The organism is Geodermatophilus sp. SYSU D00742, from assembly GCF_054049935.1.
Genome location: NZ_JBJGYJ010000010.1, coordinates 130,856 through 146,446 on the forward strand (window position 1 = coordinate 130,856; position 15,591 = coordinate 146,446).

Consider the following 15,591-nt stretch of genomic DNA (forward strand, 5'->3'; position numbering starts at 1 on the left):
CCGACCGGGCGCCGGCCCGGACCTCGATACGCTCGACACCCACACCGGCACCACCTCGGATCGGCGATGACCATCGGCACGTCCCCAGGCCTCCGCAGATCCGATCTGCCCGCGATCTGCCGTAGCGCCGCGGATCTCTCGGCCCGCGGCCAGCGCAGGACCAAGGTGCTCGTCCGCGTCGAGCTGCTCGCCCTCGTCCTGGCCGGCGCGGCCGGGGTCCAGAGCCTGCGGGTGGGACCGGCACAGATCGACGTCCTCGCGGGCCTGGCCGGGTGCCTGTTCCTGGTCTCGCTGGCGTCCCTGGGGACGCGCCTGCTGTTGCGACCGGAGGCGGCCTGGTACCGCGGACGAGCGGCTGCGGAGTCCGTACGGACCCTGGCGTGGCGCTACGCCGTCGGTGCCCATCCCTTCCCGAGCGGCCTCGACGAGAGAGAAGCAGCCGCGCGGTACCTCGCCCGCCTCGCCGAGGTCCTGCACGAGCTCCGTGAGCTCGAACTCGCCCCGACGTCACCGGAGGACACCGAGCTGACGCCGGGGATGGCGGCCGTGCGCGCGGCGTCGTCCGCCGACCGCCGCGCCGTCTACAAGCGGGATCGCCTCGACGCCCAGATCACCTGGTACACGCAGCGGGCGGACGACCACGACCGGGCAGCCAGGACGTGGGTGGCCGTGACCGCGCTGGCCAGTTCCGCCGGTGTGCTCGCGGCGGCGTTGCGGATGTTCGGTGTGATCGACATCGACCTGCTCGGTGTCGCGGCCTCCGGTGCGTCGGCGGCGATCGCCTGGAACCAGCTCGACCAGAACCGGACCCTCGTCTCGGCCTATCGCATCACCGCCCGTGAACTGGGCATCATCCGGGACCGGATCGACCACGTCGACGACAGCGACTGGCCGACCTTCGTGAGCGACTCCGAGGACGCCGTCTCCCGGGAACACACCCTCTGGCTGGCCAGGCGCGGCCACCGTGGCCACCAGTAGCCGGCCGGACTCCACGGCCCTGCGAGCGCGCTGCGCCGTGGCGGGATCGCGCGTCACGCCACCACGCGCGCAGGGCGGTGCGCACCCGGCTCGTGCTCCGCGACGACCCAGGCCGTGCGCCCGTGCAGCGGCGGGGTCTTGGTGCCGTCGGTGAACCACACGACGACTCCCCCGTGCGCCCTGCAGTGCGAGCGCACCACCCGCACCTGGCTGCCCTGCCTGGACCTGGTCGGCCGGACCAGGGGGAGGCCGAAGTCCGTGCCGACCACGGGAGTCGTCAGGACCAGCTCCCCGGCGGGCAGGTGGGACGTCGAGACAGTGGCCATCGGGACCTCCTGGGGCATCGGGCCGACCGCGTGACCGGCCCCGGGTGCCCCTCGTCGGCGGCGGGGCCGGCCACGGTCGTACGAACGTGTGTTCGATGATGACACCAGGGTGCGACGGTTGCCGCCCCCGGTCCCAGGACGTGCCACGGGTGCGCGGGGCGGGCGTACACGCGGACGCGGCGCCGTCCACCGTCTCGCGGCCGGGTCGACCCGGCGCCGCTCAGAGACCGAGCCGGGCCGACGCCGGATCGGCCCAGCGGCTGCTGGCGTCGTATCCCCGCAGGGTGGTCACCGAGGCCCACCGGCCCGTCCGGGCCAGCTCGCGCTCGCTGACACCGGCCTTGTAGCCCTCGGTCGCGAACGACCGGCGCAGGCTGTGCGGGCTCAGCCCGTCCAGCGGGACGCCGGCGTGTTCGGCGGCACGACGCAGGACGAGCCGCACCGACGACCGCGCCATCCGCGTCCGGCCGATCCGGGGCTGCGGGCCTCGCCCCACGCTGCGGAACAGCGGCCCCGTGGCGCCGGCGAGACCGGCCGCATCGACCCACGCCTGCAGGGCGCGGACCGGGCAGGTCTGCGCCCGTACCCCCGGCGCCAGTGCCAGCACCTCGCCGGCGCCCTCCTGGTCGGTCTTCGACCACCGGACGGTGACGTCGAGGCCGCCGTGCCCGGCCGGGGCCAGGTCGGACACGTCCAGCCCGCAGGCGTCGGAGGCCCGGAGCCCGAGGGCGAACGAGGTGAGGATGAGGGCCCGGTCGCGCAGGCCGGCCACGCCGGGCGGGAGGTCCTCGACGAGCGCACGGATGGTCTGGGTGTCCAGCGCCCGCGCCTTCTTGGGACGACGGCCGCCGCGGGCCGCCGCGCGGCGGATGCCCCGGAGGACCTCGCGGGTGCCGGGGTGCTCGGAGGGACTGGGGTGCCCGGCCTCCCGGTGCGCGTGCGCGATGCCGGACAGCCGCCGGGCGACGGTCCGGGGGCTCGCCCCGGCATCGCTGAGCGCCGCGAGGTAGGCCGCCACCGCGGCGTCGGCCGCAGGCAGCGGGGTGGAGCCGCGCTGCCGGGCCCAGGCCGACCACGCGCGGAAGTCCGCGGCGTAGGCCCTCCGGGTCGAGTCGGCCTTGGCCGCGGTGAGGTAGCGCCCCACCGACTCGACGTCCCCCGGGAGCACCAGACCCCCGTCGGTGGCTCCGGGCACCGCGGGCGCGGCCGACCCGGTCGTCACGGCCGGGACTCCCCCGCGCGGGGCTGCGGTGGGCGTCGCGGCCGCCGCCGGTTCGGACTCCATAACAGTTGATTATGGAGTGTCCGGCGCCCGGATCGGTGTGGTCCGACGGGTGGCATCGGTCGTCCGTTCGTCCGTCCGCCCGCCCGTGTGGGCGAACGGACGCACAATGGTCGCCATGACGGCGGTGACGAGCACCTGCACCTATCCGGGGTGCGAGCGCCCCGTGGCCCCGCCCCCGCCCACCGGAGGGCGCTCGTCCTACTGCTCGCGGCCGGACCACAACCGCTCCACCGCCTTCGCCGCCCGCCGGGCGCAGGCCGCGGGCTCGGTGCCCGCCGCCCCGGAGGACCCCGCCGTCCCGCCGGCAGCGCAGGCCGCGGAGACGCTGACCGGGATCGCCGACCGGCTCCGCCACACCCTCGGCGCGATCGAGGAGCAGGTGGGCCGAGCCCGTGAGGTGCTGAGCCGGGCCGCCGACGCGGAGGTGCTCGAGGCCGAGCGAGCTGCCGTCCGCACCGACGCCCGCCGGGAGGTCGCCGAGGCCGAGCAGCGCGCCTCCCACGCGGACCGGGTGCGGGCGGTGGCCGAGCGGGCGACGCGGGAGGCCCTCGAGGTCGCGGCCCGCGCCGACGCCGACGCCGCCGCCGCCCGCGAGGCAGCAGCCGCGGCCCGGGACCAGGCGGCCACCGCCCGGGAGGCGGCCGAGGCCGCACACGCCGGAGCCGAGCAGGCGCGCGCCGACGCCGAGCAGGCGCGCGCCGACGCCGAGCAGGCGCGCGCCGATGCGGACGCGGCCGCAGCGGCCGCACGCGCGGCCGAGGCCCGGCGACACGACGCCGAACGGGAGCGGGACGCGGCCGTGCGCGACGCCGAGTCGGCCCGCACCGAGGCGGCCCGCGCGGCGGAGGCGCGGGAGCGCGCCGACGCCGACGCCGCGACGGCACGGGAGCGGGCGGTCTCCGCGGAGTCGGCGCGGGACCGGGCGGTGGAGGCCGAACGCGTGGCCCGGGCGGAGACCGGACGGGCGCGGGCGGAGGCAGCGCAGGCGACCCGCCGTGCCGAGCAGGCGGAGGCGGCCCTCCGGCTGGAGACCACCGCCGCGGAGGGCCGGGTCCAGGCGGCAGCGGCCCGGGCTGCCGCCGCCACGGAGCAGGCCAGAGCCCAGGAGTCCCGCGCCGAGCGCGCCGAGCGCCGGGCCGAGGAGAGTCGGCGGGACCGCCTGCGGGCCGAGGAGGCGCGGGACCGGGCACTGGCCGACGCGGCCGCGGCCCGGGCCCGACCGGCGGCGGCGGCGACCGCCACGCCACCGGCCGGGAGCGACGACGGGGCGGGCGCCCGAGCCCGGCCCGACGGGGGGACGACGCCGACCCCGCCCTCCCCGCCGGGCCCGGCCGGCTGAGGGCCGGTTGCGTCCCGCGGGCGAGTGCGCCGGGCGGCCGTCGGTGGGGCGTGCACCCACGGTGCGCGCGGCGGCCCGCTGCGCAGCCGGCTCCGGCGGTGCCGACGCCCGTGCCTGGCGTGGACGACACCGGGCAGGGGCCTGCCGTCCGGGGCTCCCCGGCCCCGGTCGCGCCCGCCCGGACGCCGCCGGGCACGCTCACGACCGCGATCCGACGCCGCCGGTCACGGCCGCCGTTCCGCGGGTGCCACCGCGAGGCGCCCGGGACCTGTCGGCAGGAGGCTCTAGCGTTCCCGGCGTGACCGACGGGTTCGACGCGGAGGATGCGCCCCGTGCCCTCGCCGATCTGACGGGCTACGAGCTGTGGGACCGCACGGAACGGGCGGGGCAGCAGGTGGCCGCCGCGTGCGCACGGCTGATCGGCGCCCCGTCGGCGCGGGCACGCGTCGCCGTGGCTCCGGAGTTCCTGCGGCAGGTGCGCCGGCTGCTGACGTTGCGGCTGGTGGCGCTCGCCCGGGCCCGGCGGCAGGCCTTCCCGGTGCAGGTGCCCCCGGGCGGGAACCCCGGCATCGCCGCGCTGTGGGCGGAGGTCTTCTGGGCGGCCCGGGCACGCTCTCCGGACGACGACTCCGGTGTGCTCCAGGCGACCGACGTGGCGATCCGGGGACTGCTGGCCCTGGAGCCGTCGGACCTGGCCGACCCGGACGCGGTGCGGGCCTGGTGGGAGCGCCTGGAGCTGGTCGAGGAGACCTTCGACGGGCTGGACATGGAGGCCCAGGCGACGGTGGCGGGCCGTGAGGCCGTCGCCGAGCACCAGCAGCAGGTGCGCCGAGGGGCGAGCTGACCCTCGGCCGCGCCCGACCCGGAGGCCCGCCCCTCGGGCCGAGCCGCGCCGTCCGGACCCTCAGTCCGGCCGGGTGCCGTTCCGCGTGACCCGGATCGTCCGGGGGCTGCGGATCCGGCGGGTGGGCACGACCTCGCCCAGCTCGGCCAGCCGTTCCACCGCGGCGTCCTTGTCGACCTGCGTGCGCAGGCCGCCGCCGGACCACTCGCAGTGGAGGTCGTCGGCCGGCCCGGATCGGCCGCGCAGCCGTTCCCGCGCGAACTCCTTGTGGCGCCTCGCCTCGTTCTCGGCCGCCCGCCACGCGTCGTAGTCGTGGACCGCCTCGACGTAGTCCTGGTCGGTGACCGTCAGCCGGGACTGGCGTGAGGCGTCGCCCTCCGCCTCCGTGTCCACGGGCGGCCCCCAGCACAGGTCCAGGAACGGGCACCAGTCGCACATGGTGTCCACGCCGGGCCCGAACCCGTCGCGGGGGACGGCGTCGACGCCCTCGTCCTCCACGGTGGCGTAGACGTCGGTGAGCCACAGGATCGCCTCGGCGGTCAGCGACGGGTCGGCGTCGGCCTCGAACACGACGTCCTCGCCCGAGTCGCGGGAGAGGTAGCGGATGCGGAGTCCGTCGACCTCCTGCCCGGTGCCGGCCGGGAGCCGCCGGTCGGAGGTCTGCCCGGTCCGCAGCAGCCAGGCGTAGACGGCGACCTGGAACCAGTGCTTGGTCGGCACCCCACGGGTGAGGATCCGCTCGAACCCGAACCGGGACGTGGTCTTGAGGTCCTCGACGACCGGGGCGTGGAACCAGTCGCAGCGGCCCTTGACCTGCTCGCCCTTGAGCCCGACCTCGGTGAGCCCGCCGTACTGGCGGCGCAGCGCGCGCAGCACGCCGCGGTGCAGCTCGGTGCCCATGAACGCCTGCAGGCCGGTGCGGGTGTTGGTCGGCCGGCGCCGGGCGACCCGGTAGGCCGCCCGGCGCCGGCACTCGCCGAGCTCCGAGGCGCCGATCATCCGCTGGCGGGAGCGGGCCCGGCGGCGGTCGAGGTCACGGACCGCCGCCGCCAGGCTCGGGGCGGCCCGCCGCTCGGCGGCGCTGGCGCGGGCGGGCAGGACCGCCGTCACGCGGAGATCTCCTGCTGCCCCGCCAGGCCGGCCCGCTGGGTGGCGATCACGTCGCGGACGAGCGCGGTCAGCCGCCTCGTCGCCACGTGCTCGGCCGGCCGGCCGAACCGCTCGGCGATCTGCTCGTCGGTCACGCCGAGGCTCTCCAGGCTGGCGAGCACGCCCTTGCGGGCGGCGGTGAGCCGCCGTTCCCGCGGGTCGTCCGGGGTCGGCGAGGCCTCCAGCAGCGGGTTCGCCGGCGCGGTCGCACCCTCGGGGCGCGGCGCGGCAGCCGCCGCGGCAGCCCGCGCGGCCTCGACCACCGCCGCCGGCGTCGTGGGCGCCGGCGGAGCGGCCGGGGCCTTGCGGCGACCGGCGGGGTGGGCCTCCACCGCCGCCTCGAGGAACTCCTCGTGCCGGGCCTGGATCAGCTCCGCGACGGTGTACGAGCCGCCCGGGCCCGGGACGTCGACCTGGAGCAGCGCGGCCCGGTTGGCCTCGCCCCACACGTCGCGCAGGTCGTCGTCGTCCTCGGCGTCCTGGATCCGGGCGACCAGGTCCGCGACGTCGGGCTCGCCGCGCCGGCCGGCCCGGCCGGTCCGGGCCTCCTCCGCGTGCTCGTGCTCGAGCAGCCCGCCGCCGTGGAAGGCGACGAGGTCACGGACGTGGGCCGTGCCCGGGTCGCACTTCAGGGCGTCGAAGACCAGCCACTCGAGCAGCCGGCCGTTGGCCGCCGGGTCGGTGACCTCCTTGGCCGGGTCGTCGTTCGGCTTGATGCCGACGTGGACGCTGCGGGCGCCGATGATCAGCGGGCGCCGGCCACGACGCAGCCGCACCCACACGCTGGCCGCGTAGGGGAACTCGCGGTGGGTCTGCACCGACCAGGTCTTCTGCCCCTCGACGGGGCGGCCGTTGGCGTCGACCTCGGTGACCTCCTTGCCACGGGCGGTCACCACGACGATGCCCGGGAAGGTCAGCAGCTCGGTCTGCAGCTTCCGCCAGCGGGCGCCGGCGTCGTTCCACAGGTTCTGGCTGATGACGATCTCGGCGTTGGGATCGCGCTTGAGCAGCTCGCGGTTGCGGGCGGACGTCGCGGCGCGCGCGCTCGCCCAGTCCTTGAGCCCGTCCCAGATCGCCGAGCCGGTGTCGATGCCGAGGACCACCGGCGGCTCGCCGGCGTCGGCGGCACGGCGCGCCTCGGCCTTGACGGCCTGGACGGCGGCCAGCACCTGGGCGTAGGAGCCGTCGTGCTCGACGAGCTCGTAGGTGGCGCCGGGGATGGCGCCGTACTCGTCACCGGCACCCTCGTTGAGGTCGATCCAGTAGAGCGCACCGATCCGGGCGCTGGTGCTGAGCTGGGCCAGCGCCCAGCTCTTCCCAGCCTTCTCCTCGCCCTCGAGGAGGATGCACGGCCACGGCACGCGGCCGGTGGGCTTGCGGGTGTTGAGGCCGGAGATGGCCATCGTGAGCTCCTTGCCGACACGGGGAAGATGTCGACCCGAACGCTAGGAACGGGTACTGACACATCCGCGCGCCCTTCCGCAAGCACCTCGCGGCATGACGGTGAACACGCAGCTCAGGGCCCCGGTCGGCGTGTCGGCCGTTCGCTGTGGGCGTAAACCGACCCGCACCCGCACCCGCGCCGACCCGTCACCGTCCCGACCCGGGCGGCGCGCGGGCCCGACGTCGACCGGGTGTCGATCGGGTCCTCGGGTCCGGTGCTCGTCAGCCGACTCCGCGCGCCGCCTGCTGCTGCGGGGCCTGCCCGCCGTGCGTGCGGACGGGTGGGGACGTCAGTCGGTCAGCGCGAGACAGGTGCCGCACAGCGGCCACTCGCGGTCGCCGTCGTCGGGCCACGCCCAGTCGAACGGGTCGAGCAGTGTCACCGGCGCCAGGCAGACCGCGCGGCCGACGACGAGCCCGTCGCCGCTGACCGCGTGCAGGCGTCCGGCGGGCATGTCGACCCATTCCTGCTCCCAGGGCCGGGGCGCGACCGCATCGGCGCCGACCGTCCAGTACTCCCGCTCGACCCGGCCGGCCCGGTGACCCGGGTCAGGCCAGGACCGACCGTGCTCGGCCTCGTCTCGGCTCACGCGACCACGGTCCGGGGCGATCCGCGGCTGTCCCAGGGCACTTCGTCCCAGCAGGGGTGTGAGCTGCGCCGCCCCGCCGCCGCCAGCCCCCGGAGGCGCGCGCCCCCGGGCCGTCGCACGCCGACCGCCCGACCCCGCCCGCCGACGGGGCGGGACAGCACCCGTCGACGGCGGCGGGGCCCGCTCGAGGACCCGCCGGTCGACACGGGGGCCGCGCGGGGTGCGCCGCCCACGGGCGCCGGGAGCAGCCGCGACGCGGAGGGTCCGGAGCAACGGCCCCGGTCGCCCCCGGTCAGGCGGTGGCGGGCACCGGCTCGGCGTGGTCGGGCGAGCGTCGCCGGGCGCGGAGGCGGTGGGCCAGGGCGGTGTGCCGGCGTCCGGAGCCGGTGGCCCGTACGGCCTGGCCGAGCGCCCGGGTCGAGCCGACGAGGACGACCAGTTGCTTGGCCCGGGTCACCGCCGTGTAGAGCAGGTTGCGCTGCAGCATCATCCAGGCGCTGGTGGTCAGCGGGACGATGACGCAGGGGTACTCGCTGCCCTGGGAACGGTGGACGGTGACGGCGTAGGCGTGCACCAGCTCGTCGAGCTCGCCGAAGTCGTAGTCGATCGCCTCGTCCTCGTCGGTGACGACGGTGAGCGTCTGGGCGACGGGATCGATGGCGGTGACGACGCCCTGGGTGCCGTTGAAGACCCCGTTCGTGCCCTTGTCGTAGTCGTTGCGGATCTGGCTGACCTTGTCCCCGACGCGGAACACCCGCCCACCGAAGCGCTTCTCGGCCCGGTCGGGCCGCGCCGGGGTGAGCGCCTCCTGCAGCAGCTCGTTCAGCGCGGCGGCGCCGGCCGGCCCGCGGTGCACCGGGGTCAGCACCTGGACGTCGCGACGGGGGTCGAGGCCGAACCGCGCCGGGATCCGCCGCACGACGACGTCCACGGTGAGCCGGGCGGCCTCCTCGGCGTCGTCGGTGCTGAAGAGGAAGAAGTCGTCGAGGCCGCGGACCTGCGGAGCACTGCCGGCGTTGATCCGGTGGGCGTTGCTCACCACCCCCGACCGGCTGGCCTGCCGGAAGACCTGGGTCAGGCGCACGTGCGGGACCGGGGTGCCCTCGGCCAGGAGATCGCGCAGCACCTCCCCGGCGCCGACCGAGGGCAGCTGGTCGACGTCGCCCACCAGCAGCAGGTGCGCGCCCGGCGGTACGGCCCGGACCAGCTTGTTGGCCAGCAGCAGGTCCAGCATCGAGGACTCGTCGACCACGACCAGGTCGGCCTGCAGCGGCCGCTCCCGGTCGTACGCGGCGTCCCCGCCCGGCCGCAGCTCCAGCAGCCGGTGCACGGTCACCGCCTCGACGCCGGTGAGCTCGGTCAGCCGCTTGGCCGCCCGGCCGGTCGGGGCGGCCAGCACGACCCGCGCGCCCTTGGCCGCGGCGAGGGTGACGATCGAGCGCACCGTGAAGCTCTTGCCGCAGCCGGGGCCACCGGTGAGGACGGCGACCTTCTCGGTCAGCGCCAGGCGCACCGCCTCCTGCTGGCCGGCCGCCAGCTCCACGCCGGTGCGCCGGTGCAGCCAGGCCAGCGCGGCGTCCCAGTCCACCCCGGCGAAGGCCGGCATCCGGTCGGTGTCCGCGGCCGCCAGCCTCCTCAGCCCCGCGGCGAGGGAGACCTCCGCCCGGTGGAAGGGGACGAGGTAGAACGCCACCGTCGGCGGCTCCCCGTCCGCGCCCGGGCACTCCTCCCGGACCAACCCCTGGTCGGCGACCAGCAGCGCCAGGCAGTGCCCCACCAGGCCCGCCGGGACCTGCAGCATCTCGACCGCCCGGGCGACCAGCTCGGTCTCGGGCAGGAAGCAGTGCCCCTGCCCGGTCGCCTCGGACAGCACGAACTGCAGCCCCGCCTCGACCCGCTCGGTGCTGTCGTGCGGGATCCCCACCGCGGCGGCGATCGTGTCGGCCGTCTTGAACCCGATGCCCCACACCTCGCCGGCCAGCCGGTAGGGCTCGGCGCGGACCACGCCGATCGCGGCGTCGCCGTACTGCCGGTAGATCCGCACGGCCAGGGAGGTGGAGACCCCCACCCCCTGCAGGAAGACCATCACCTCCTTGATGGCCCTCTGCTCCTCCCAGGCCGCGGTGATCAGCCGGGTCCGCTTGGGGCCCAGGTTCGGCACCTCGGCCAGCCGCGCCGGTTGCTCCTCGATGACCTGGAGGGCGTCGGTGCCGAAGTGGTCGACGATCCGCGCGGCCAGTCGCGGGCCGATGCCCTTGACCAGGCCCGAACCCAGGTAGCGGCGGATGCCCTGCACCGTGGCCGGCAGCACGGTGGTGTAGTCCTCGACCTGGAACTGGCGGCCGTACTGGGGGTGCGCTCCCCACCGCCCCCGGAGCCGCAGCGTCTCCCCCGGCTGGGCGCCCAGCAGTGAGCCCACCACGGTGACCAGGTCACCGCCCCGCCCGGTGTCCACGCGGGCCACGGTGTAGCCGGTCTGGGGGTTGGCGAACGTGACGCGCTCCAGCGTCGCCTCCAGGACCGTCGCCGTCCGCGCCTCTGCCACCGCCGTCCCTCCGCCACCGGACCCTCCGCCCTCCGATGGTCACACGCACCGGGGACACCTCGGGGGCCTCGGTGCGGGTCCGTGACGCGGGCGACCCCGACCGCCGCGGCCCCCGGGGCGGCCCGCGCACCGCCCCCCGGTCGGGCCGCGCGCCGACACCGGGTGGCGGCGGCCGGGACGCGGCGCCCGGCGGAGTGCCTGCGACCCCGGCAGGCACGGAACTGTCGGCAGGTCCCCCTAGCCTCCAGACGCTCACCCGAGCGATGCACCGACGACACGGAGGACCGGATCATGGCCGGCGACACAGTCATCACCGTCATCGGCAACCTGACCAGCGACCCCGAGCTGCGCTTCACGCCCTCGGGAGCGGCGGTTGCCGACTTCACCATCGCCTCCACCCCGCGCACCCTGGACCGCCAGACCCAGGAGTGGAAGGACGGCGACGCACTCTTCCTGCGCTGCAGCTGCTGGCGGCAGATGGCCGAGAACGTGGCCGGGTCCCTCACCCGCGGCTCGCGGGTCATGGCCCAGGGGCGCCTGAGGCAGCGGTCCTTCGAGACCAAGGAGGGCGAGAAGCGCACCGTGATCGAGCTGGAGGTCGACGAGATCGGCCCGTCGCTGCGCTACGCGACGGCGTCGGTCGTCAAGGTCGCCCGGTCCGGGAGTGGCCCCGGCAACGGGTTCGGCGGCGGCAACGGCGCGGGCGACGACCGGGCCGAGGCCGGGCGCCGCGCCCCGGCCGATCCCTGGGCGACGCCGGTCGGCGCCGCCGGCGAGGAACCGCCCTTCTGAGCTCCACCCCGGTGGAGGAGTGCCTTCCGGCCCTGGCCCGTCCGCGCCACCGGCACCACGCTGGAGTCGGTGTCCAGCGGCGCCCCGGCACCGGTGGATGCCCGAGGCGGTTGCCGGGGACGTCCGTGACGACGTCCGGCGGTGCACGGACCACCGACTCGTCCGACGGCGCCCCCGCCCCGCCTCGATCCCGAACGAGCAGACCGACTACGTCCGCTCCCCGCCGGGACCGGCCGGGAGCTGACGTGGAGGAGGTGGACGCCATGCTGGGCGATCGACTGGGCGAGTCCTCGGGGAAGTTCACCGTCGTGCGGGTCCTGCCCTCCGAGGGGCAGCAGGTGTGGCTGGAGGTGTCCTTCCAGGGCCGGGGGACCCTCCTCGGGCAGGAGATCACCGACACCGGCACCTACCGGCAGACGTTCCGTCCCGGGGGCGTCCTCGCCGGTGAGGGCCACGTGCTCATGATCGCCACGAACGGCGACGTCGCCGACTGGGTCGGCGGCGGCGTGGGCCGCCAGACCGGCCCCGGCTACCAGGCCAGTTTCGGGGTCTGGGGCTCCTGCCCGACGGCGACCGGCCGGCTCGGGCGGCTGGCCGAGGTGGCCGACGTCATCGAGTACGAGGTCGACGAGGACGGCAGCTACCACTGGACCATGTGGGCGTGGACGGGCGCCGGCGTCCCGTCGATCCCACGGCAGGAGACCCCGGCCGGCGCCATGGCCTGATGGCGGCGGCCCACCGCCGTCCGTCCCGGTCCCGGCCGGCCCGCGACGTCGGTCGCCGGCCGGGACGAAGGGCCGTGGAGGACCGGCGGCGGCGCCCGGACGATCGTCGATAGCCGGGTCGTGACGAAGGGGGACGCCGTGCTGACGAGCGCGTACTGGCCCGCCGAACGCACCGGGTCGGTACGGGAGGAGACCGTCGGGGACCTGCTGCGACGCACCGCCGAGCGGGTCCCGGACACCACGGCGCTGGTCGAGGGGGTGGCCGGCACCGAACGCCGCCGGTGGTCCTACGACCGCCTGTCGTCCGAGTCCGAACGGGCGGCGCGGGCGCTGCTCGGCCGCTTCGCCCCGGGCGAGCGGGTGGCGGTGTGGGCCAACAACATCCCCGAGTGGATCGTCCTGGAGATGGCCGCGGCGCTGGCGGGGCTGACCCTCGTCACGGTCAACCCCGCGCTGCGCGCCGACGAGCTCCGCCACGTGCTGGGCCAGTCCCGCGCGTCCGGACTGTTCCTGCTCCACGACTACCGGGGCAACCCGATGGCCGACACCCTCGCCGCCGTGCAACCGGACCTGCCCGACCTGCGGGAGAGCGTCCTGTTCGACGACTGGGACCGCTTCTGCGCCTCCGGGACGCCCACCGAGGTGCTGCCGACCGTGTCCCCGGACGACCCGGCGCAGATCCAGTACACCTCCGGCACGACCGGGCTGCCCAAGGGCGCGGTGCTGCACCACCGCGGGATCACCAACAACGCGCGGCTGGCCTACGTCGAGACCCTCGACATGCGCCCCGGCGAGGCGACCGTGAACGCCATGCCGCTGTTCCACACCGCGGGCTGCGTCCTGGCCACGCTGTCGGCGGTCGCGAGCCAGGGCACGCAGGTGCTCATGCCCTCCTTCGACCCGGGGCTGCACCTGCGGTTGATCGAGGAGGAACACAGCGTCGGGGTGGCCGGTGTCCCCACCATGCTCCTCGCACTGCTCGCGCACCCCGCGCTGCCCGGCACCGACACCTCGTCGGTGCGGTGGGCGCTGTCCGGTGGCGCCCCCGTCCCGCCGCTGCTGGTCCGGCGGATGGAGCAGACGCTCGGGGTGCCGATGCACATCATCTACGCGCAGACCGAGGCGTCGCCCGGCATCACCATGACCCGCAGCGACGACGCGGCCGACGACCGGGCGGAGACGCTGGGCCGCCCGCTGCCGGCGACCGAGGTGCGGATCGTCGACCCCGCGGACGGCGCCACCGTGGCCCCGGGCCGGGTCGGCGAGCTGTGCACCCGCGGCTACCACGTGATGACCGGCTACTTCGACTCGCCCGAGCAGACCGCGGCCGTGATCGACGGCGACGGGTGGCTGCACACCGGCGACCTGGCGTCCATGGACGAGCGTGGCTACTGCCGGATCGCCGGCCGCCTCAAGGAGATGATCATCAGGGGCGGCGAGAACATCTACCCGCGCGAGATCGAGGACGTCCTCTTCGCCCATCCCGGGGTGGCCGAGGTGGCCGTCGTCGGGGTACCGGACCCGGTGTGGGGTGAGCAGGTCGCCGCGTTCGTCCGGCCGGCGGCCGGGTCGCGCCCCACGGAGGCCGACCTCGTCGCCCACTGCCGACAGCACCTCGCGCCACACAAGACGCCACGGCACTGGCGGTTCGTCGACGGGTTCCCCCTGACCGGGTCGGGGAAGATCCAGAAGTACCGGCTGCGTGCGGAGTTCTCGGCGGATCGGCACACCGCGCAGGCCTGACCGCGCCCGACACCCGGGCCTCGCTGCACGAGGCGCGCGGGGCGTGCGGGGGCCACTCCGCCCACCACCGGGGCCCGACGGCGAGGTCGTCGGCGGGGCGCCGGCCGCCGGCCCAACGGACCTGTCGGGTCCTCCGTGGCGTCTCCCGGTGCCCGTCCCCCGGGCAGGGGCCGGCCGCGGCATCGCGGCGAGGGCTCCCCGTCCGCGACGGAAACGCACACCCGGACGGGCTGCGTCATGGACACGGTTCCATTGTCGCTGGTTGTGACCCACTCCACAGTTCCTCCCGACCGCCGAGCAGGGCGGACACCTCCACGGACACGCGTCGAGTCGCGGTCCCATGCGGGCAGGAGCTGGAGTGAGCGTGACGACAGGGGCGGCTCGACCGTCCATCAAGATCGACGGGAAACGGCGGTGGGTGTTCTACGCCGTCCTGTACACGAACTTCGTGGTGTGGCTGGACACCGCCAAGTTCAGCGTCCTGACACCCTTCTGGGCAGCCGACCTCGGGGCCGGCCCCGCCGAGATCGCCAGCATCTCGGCGTCGTACCTGCTCGGCTACTTCCCGATGCTCTTCCTCGCCGGGGTGCTCGCCGACCGGATCGGGCCGCGGCTGATGCTGCTGATCTGCCTCACCGGCGTCACCGTGCTCGGCGGCAGCATGGCCTTCGTCACGACCGTCGACGAGATGTACTGGCGCAACATGCTCTTCGGCGTCTTCTTCGGCTTCCTGTGGGCCCCGTGCCAGCGGATGCTCGCCGTCTGGTTCGCCCCGATCGAGACGGCGAAGGTGACCGCGGCGTGGGTCGCCTCGCTGATGATCGTGTCGGTCGTCGCGCCGCTGGTCGCGCTGCCCATCACCTCCGCCTGGGGCTGGGAGGTGGCGTTCCTGGTCATCTCGGCGCTCGGTGTCCCGGCCATCGTCGCCATCGTGGTGCTCACCCGGAACCGCCCCGACCAGCTGCCCGGCATCAGCGCCGAGGAGCTCGCCCACATCAACGTCGGCCGGGACGAGGCCGCCCGGGCCAACGTCCCGCTGCGCGACATCGCCAAGGTGTTCAGGTCGCGCAGCGTGCTGTTCATGGTCGTCGCCGGCGCCCTGGCCACCACGCCCACCTGGCTCATCGGGACGTGGAGCACCTACGGCCTGATCACCCTGCAGGGCATCGACCCCGACGTGGTGACCTACGTGGCCCCGCTGGCCGCCGTCCCGGTCATCCTCTACGCCTTCGGGCACGGCCGGGCCGTCGCCGGCCCGTTCCGGGGCCGGCTGCGCCCCCCGATGGTGCTCGGTGCCGCGCTGGGCGCGGTGGGCTTCCTGTCCGCCGGCCTGCTCGACCTGCCGTGGCTGGCCTGGCTGTTCGCCATCGGGATGCTCGGCTTCATGGTCGACCCGCTGTTCTGGGGCAGCCTGAACACCTACTGGCTGGGCGTGGCCAAGCCGGAGCTGACCGGCACCCTCAACGGTGTGGCAGCCGGCCTGCAGGTCGCCTTCGGGTACGTCCTGGTGAACGCGTCGGGGAGCTGGATCAACGGCTCGGCGAGCGGCCTCAACCAGCTCGACACCCTCTGGATCGTCGGCGGCGTCGTCTTCCTCCTGGCGATCATCCCGGTGCTGCTGTCGAAGGACGTCCGCATCCACGCGGAGCCCGAGCCGGCGCCGCCGCCGCCGCTGCCCGGTGAGGCCACGTCCGCCCTCGACCTGCCCGTGGCACGCGCGCGGCCCCTGCCCGACCCCACCCCCTGACCCACCGTCGTGGGGGGGGGGGGGGGGGGGGGGGGGGGGGGGGGGGGGGGGGGGGGGGGGGGGGGGGGGGGGGGGGGGGGGGGGG

13 protein-coding genes are annotated in these 15,591 nt (G+C 75.8%); 7 read left to right on the forward strand and 6 right to left on the reverse strand.

What is annotated here, in order from left to right; genetic code table 11:
- Positions 1-66: 66 nt before the first annotated feature.
- Complete coding sequence (locus ACI78V_RS09590) at positions 67-978, forward strand: DUF4231 domain-containing protein (RefSeq protein ID WP_456850644.1); 912 nt, start codon at positions 67-69, stop codon at positions 976-978.
- A 53-nt stretch (positions 979-1,031) separates the two neighbouring features.
- Here the strand turns inward: ACI78V_RS09590 and ACI78V_RS09595 are convergent, their stop codons facing one another.
- Together ACI78V_RS09595 and ACI78V_RS09600 are read right to left on the reverse strand one after the other, a co-directional pair.
- Positions 1,032-1,304 carry a hypothetical protein gene (locus ACI78V_RS09595; protein WP_456850645.1) on the reverse strand — a complete coding sequence of 91 codons (273 nt, stop codon included), beginning with the start codon at positions 1,302-1,304 and terminating at the stop codon, positions 1,032-1,034.
- Positions 1,305-1,524: 220 nt separating this feature from the next.
- Positions 1,525-2,526 carry a site-specific integrase gene (locus tag ACI78V_RS09600; RefSeq protein ID WP_456850647.1) on the reverse strand — a complete coding sequence of 334 codons (1,002 nt, stop codon included), beginning with the start codon at positions 2,524-2,526 and terminating at the stop codon, positions 1,525-1,527.
- A 178-nt stretch (positions 2,527-2,704) separates the two neighbouring features.
- Between ACI78V_RS09600 and ACI78V_RS09605 the strand changes: the two genes are divergently transcribed.
- A complete protein-coding gene (locus tag ACI78V_RS09605) occupies positions 2,705-3,928 on the forward strand; it encodes a hypothetical protein (protein ID WP_456850648.1) in 1,224 nt (407 codons plus the stop codon).
- Positions 3,929-4,226: 298 nt separating this feature from the next.
- The gene (locus ACI78V_RS09610) at positions 4,227-4,772 is read left to right on the forward strand and encodes a hypothetical protein (protein ID WP_456850649.1); all 546 of its coding nucleotides are present in this window, start codon (positions 4,227-4,229) and stop codon (positions 4,770-4,772) included.
- Between the two features lie 60 nt (positions 4,773-4,832).
- Here the strand turns inward: ACI78V_RS09610 and ACI78V_RS09615 are convergent, their stop codons facing one another.
- From ACI78V_RS09615 to recD2, 4 genes are all read right to left on the reverse strand, one after another.
- Positions 4,833-5,882 carry a PD-(D/E)XK nuclease family protein gene (locus ACI78V_RS09615; protein ID WP_456850651.1) on the reverse strand — a complete coding sequence of 350 codons (1,050 nt, stop codon included), beginning with the start codon at positions 5,880-5,882 and terminating at the stop codon, positions 4,833-4,835.
- Entirely contained in the window at positions 5,879-7,324 is a 1,446-nt protein-coding gene (locus tag ACI78V_RS09620; RefSeq protein ID WP_456850653.1) for a hypothetical protein, read from the reverse strand. The genes ACI78V_RS09615 and ACI78V_RS09620 overlap by 4 nt, the downstream gene beginning before the upstream one ends.
- Positions 7,325-7,654: 330 nt before the next feature.
- Positions 7,655-7,954 carry a hypothetical protein gene (locus ACI78V_RS09625; protein ID WP_456850655.1) on the reverse strand — a complete coding sequence of 100 codons (300 nt, stop codon included), beginning with the start codon at positions 7,952-7,954 and terminating at the stop codon, positions 7,655-7,657.
- A 292-nt stretch (positions 7,955-8,246) separates the two neighbouring features.
- Positions 8,247-10,499, reverse strand: coding sequence for an SF1B family DNA helicase RecD2 (gene recD2, locus ACI78V_RS09630; protein WP_456850656.1), 2,253 nt, complete (start codon positions 10,497-10,499; stop codon positions 8,247-8,249).
- A gap of 291 nt (positions 10,500-10,790) precedes the next feature.
- On the opposite strand from recD2, the gene ACI78V_RS09635 reads away from it, so the two are divergent.
- From ACI78V_RS09635 to ACI78V_RS09650, 4 genes are all read left to right on the forward strand, one after another.
- Positions 10,791-11,291 carry a single-stranded DNA-binding protein gene (locus ACI78V_RS09635; protein ID WP_456850658.1) on the forward strand — a complete coding sequence of 167 codons (501 nt, stop codon included), beginning with the start codon at positions 10,791-10,793 and terminating at the stop codon, positions 11,289-11,291.
- Between the two features lie 245 nt (positions 11,292-11,536).
- Complete coding sequence (locus tag ACI78V_RS09640) at positions 11,537-12,016, forward strand: hypothetical protein (protein ID WP_456850660.1); 480 nt, start codon at positions 11,537-11,539, stop codon at positions 12,014-12,016.
- A gap of 138 nt (positions 12,017-12,154) precedes the next feature.
- Complete coding sequence (locus tag ACI78V_RS09645; protein ID WP_456850661.1) at positions 12,155-13,759, forward strand: AMP-binding protein; 1,605 nt, start codon at positions 12,155-12,157, stop codon at positions 13,757-13,759.
- A 358-nt stretch (positions 13,760-14,117) separates the two neighbouring features.
- Positions 14,118-15,506, forward strand: a complete 1,389-nt coding sequence (locus tag ACI78V_RS09650; protein ID WP_456850663.1) for an MFS transporter — start codon at positions 14,118-14,120, stop codon at positions 15,504-15,506.
- Positions 15,507-15,591 lie beyond the last annotated feature (85 nt).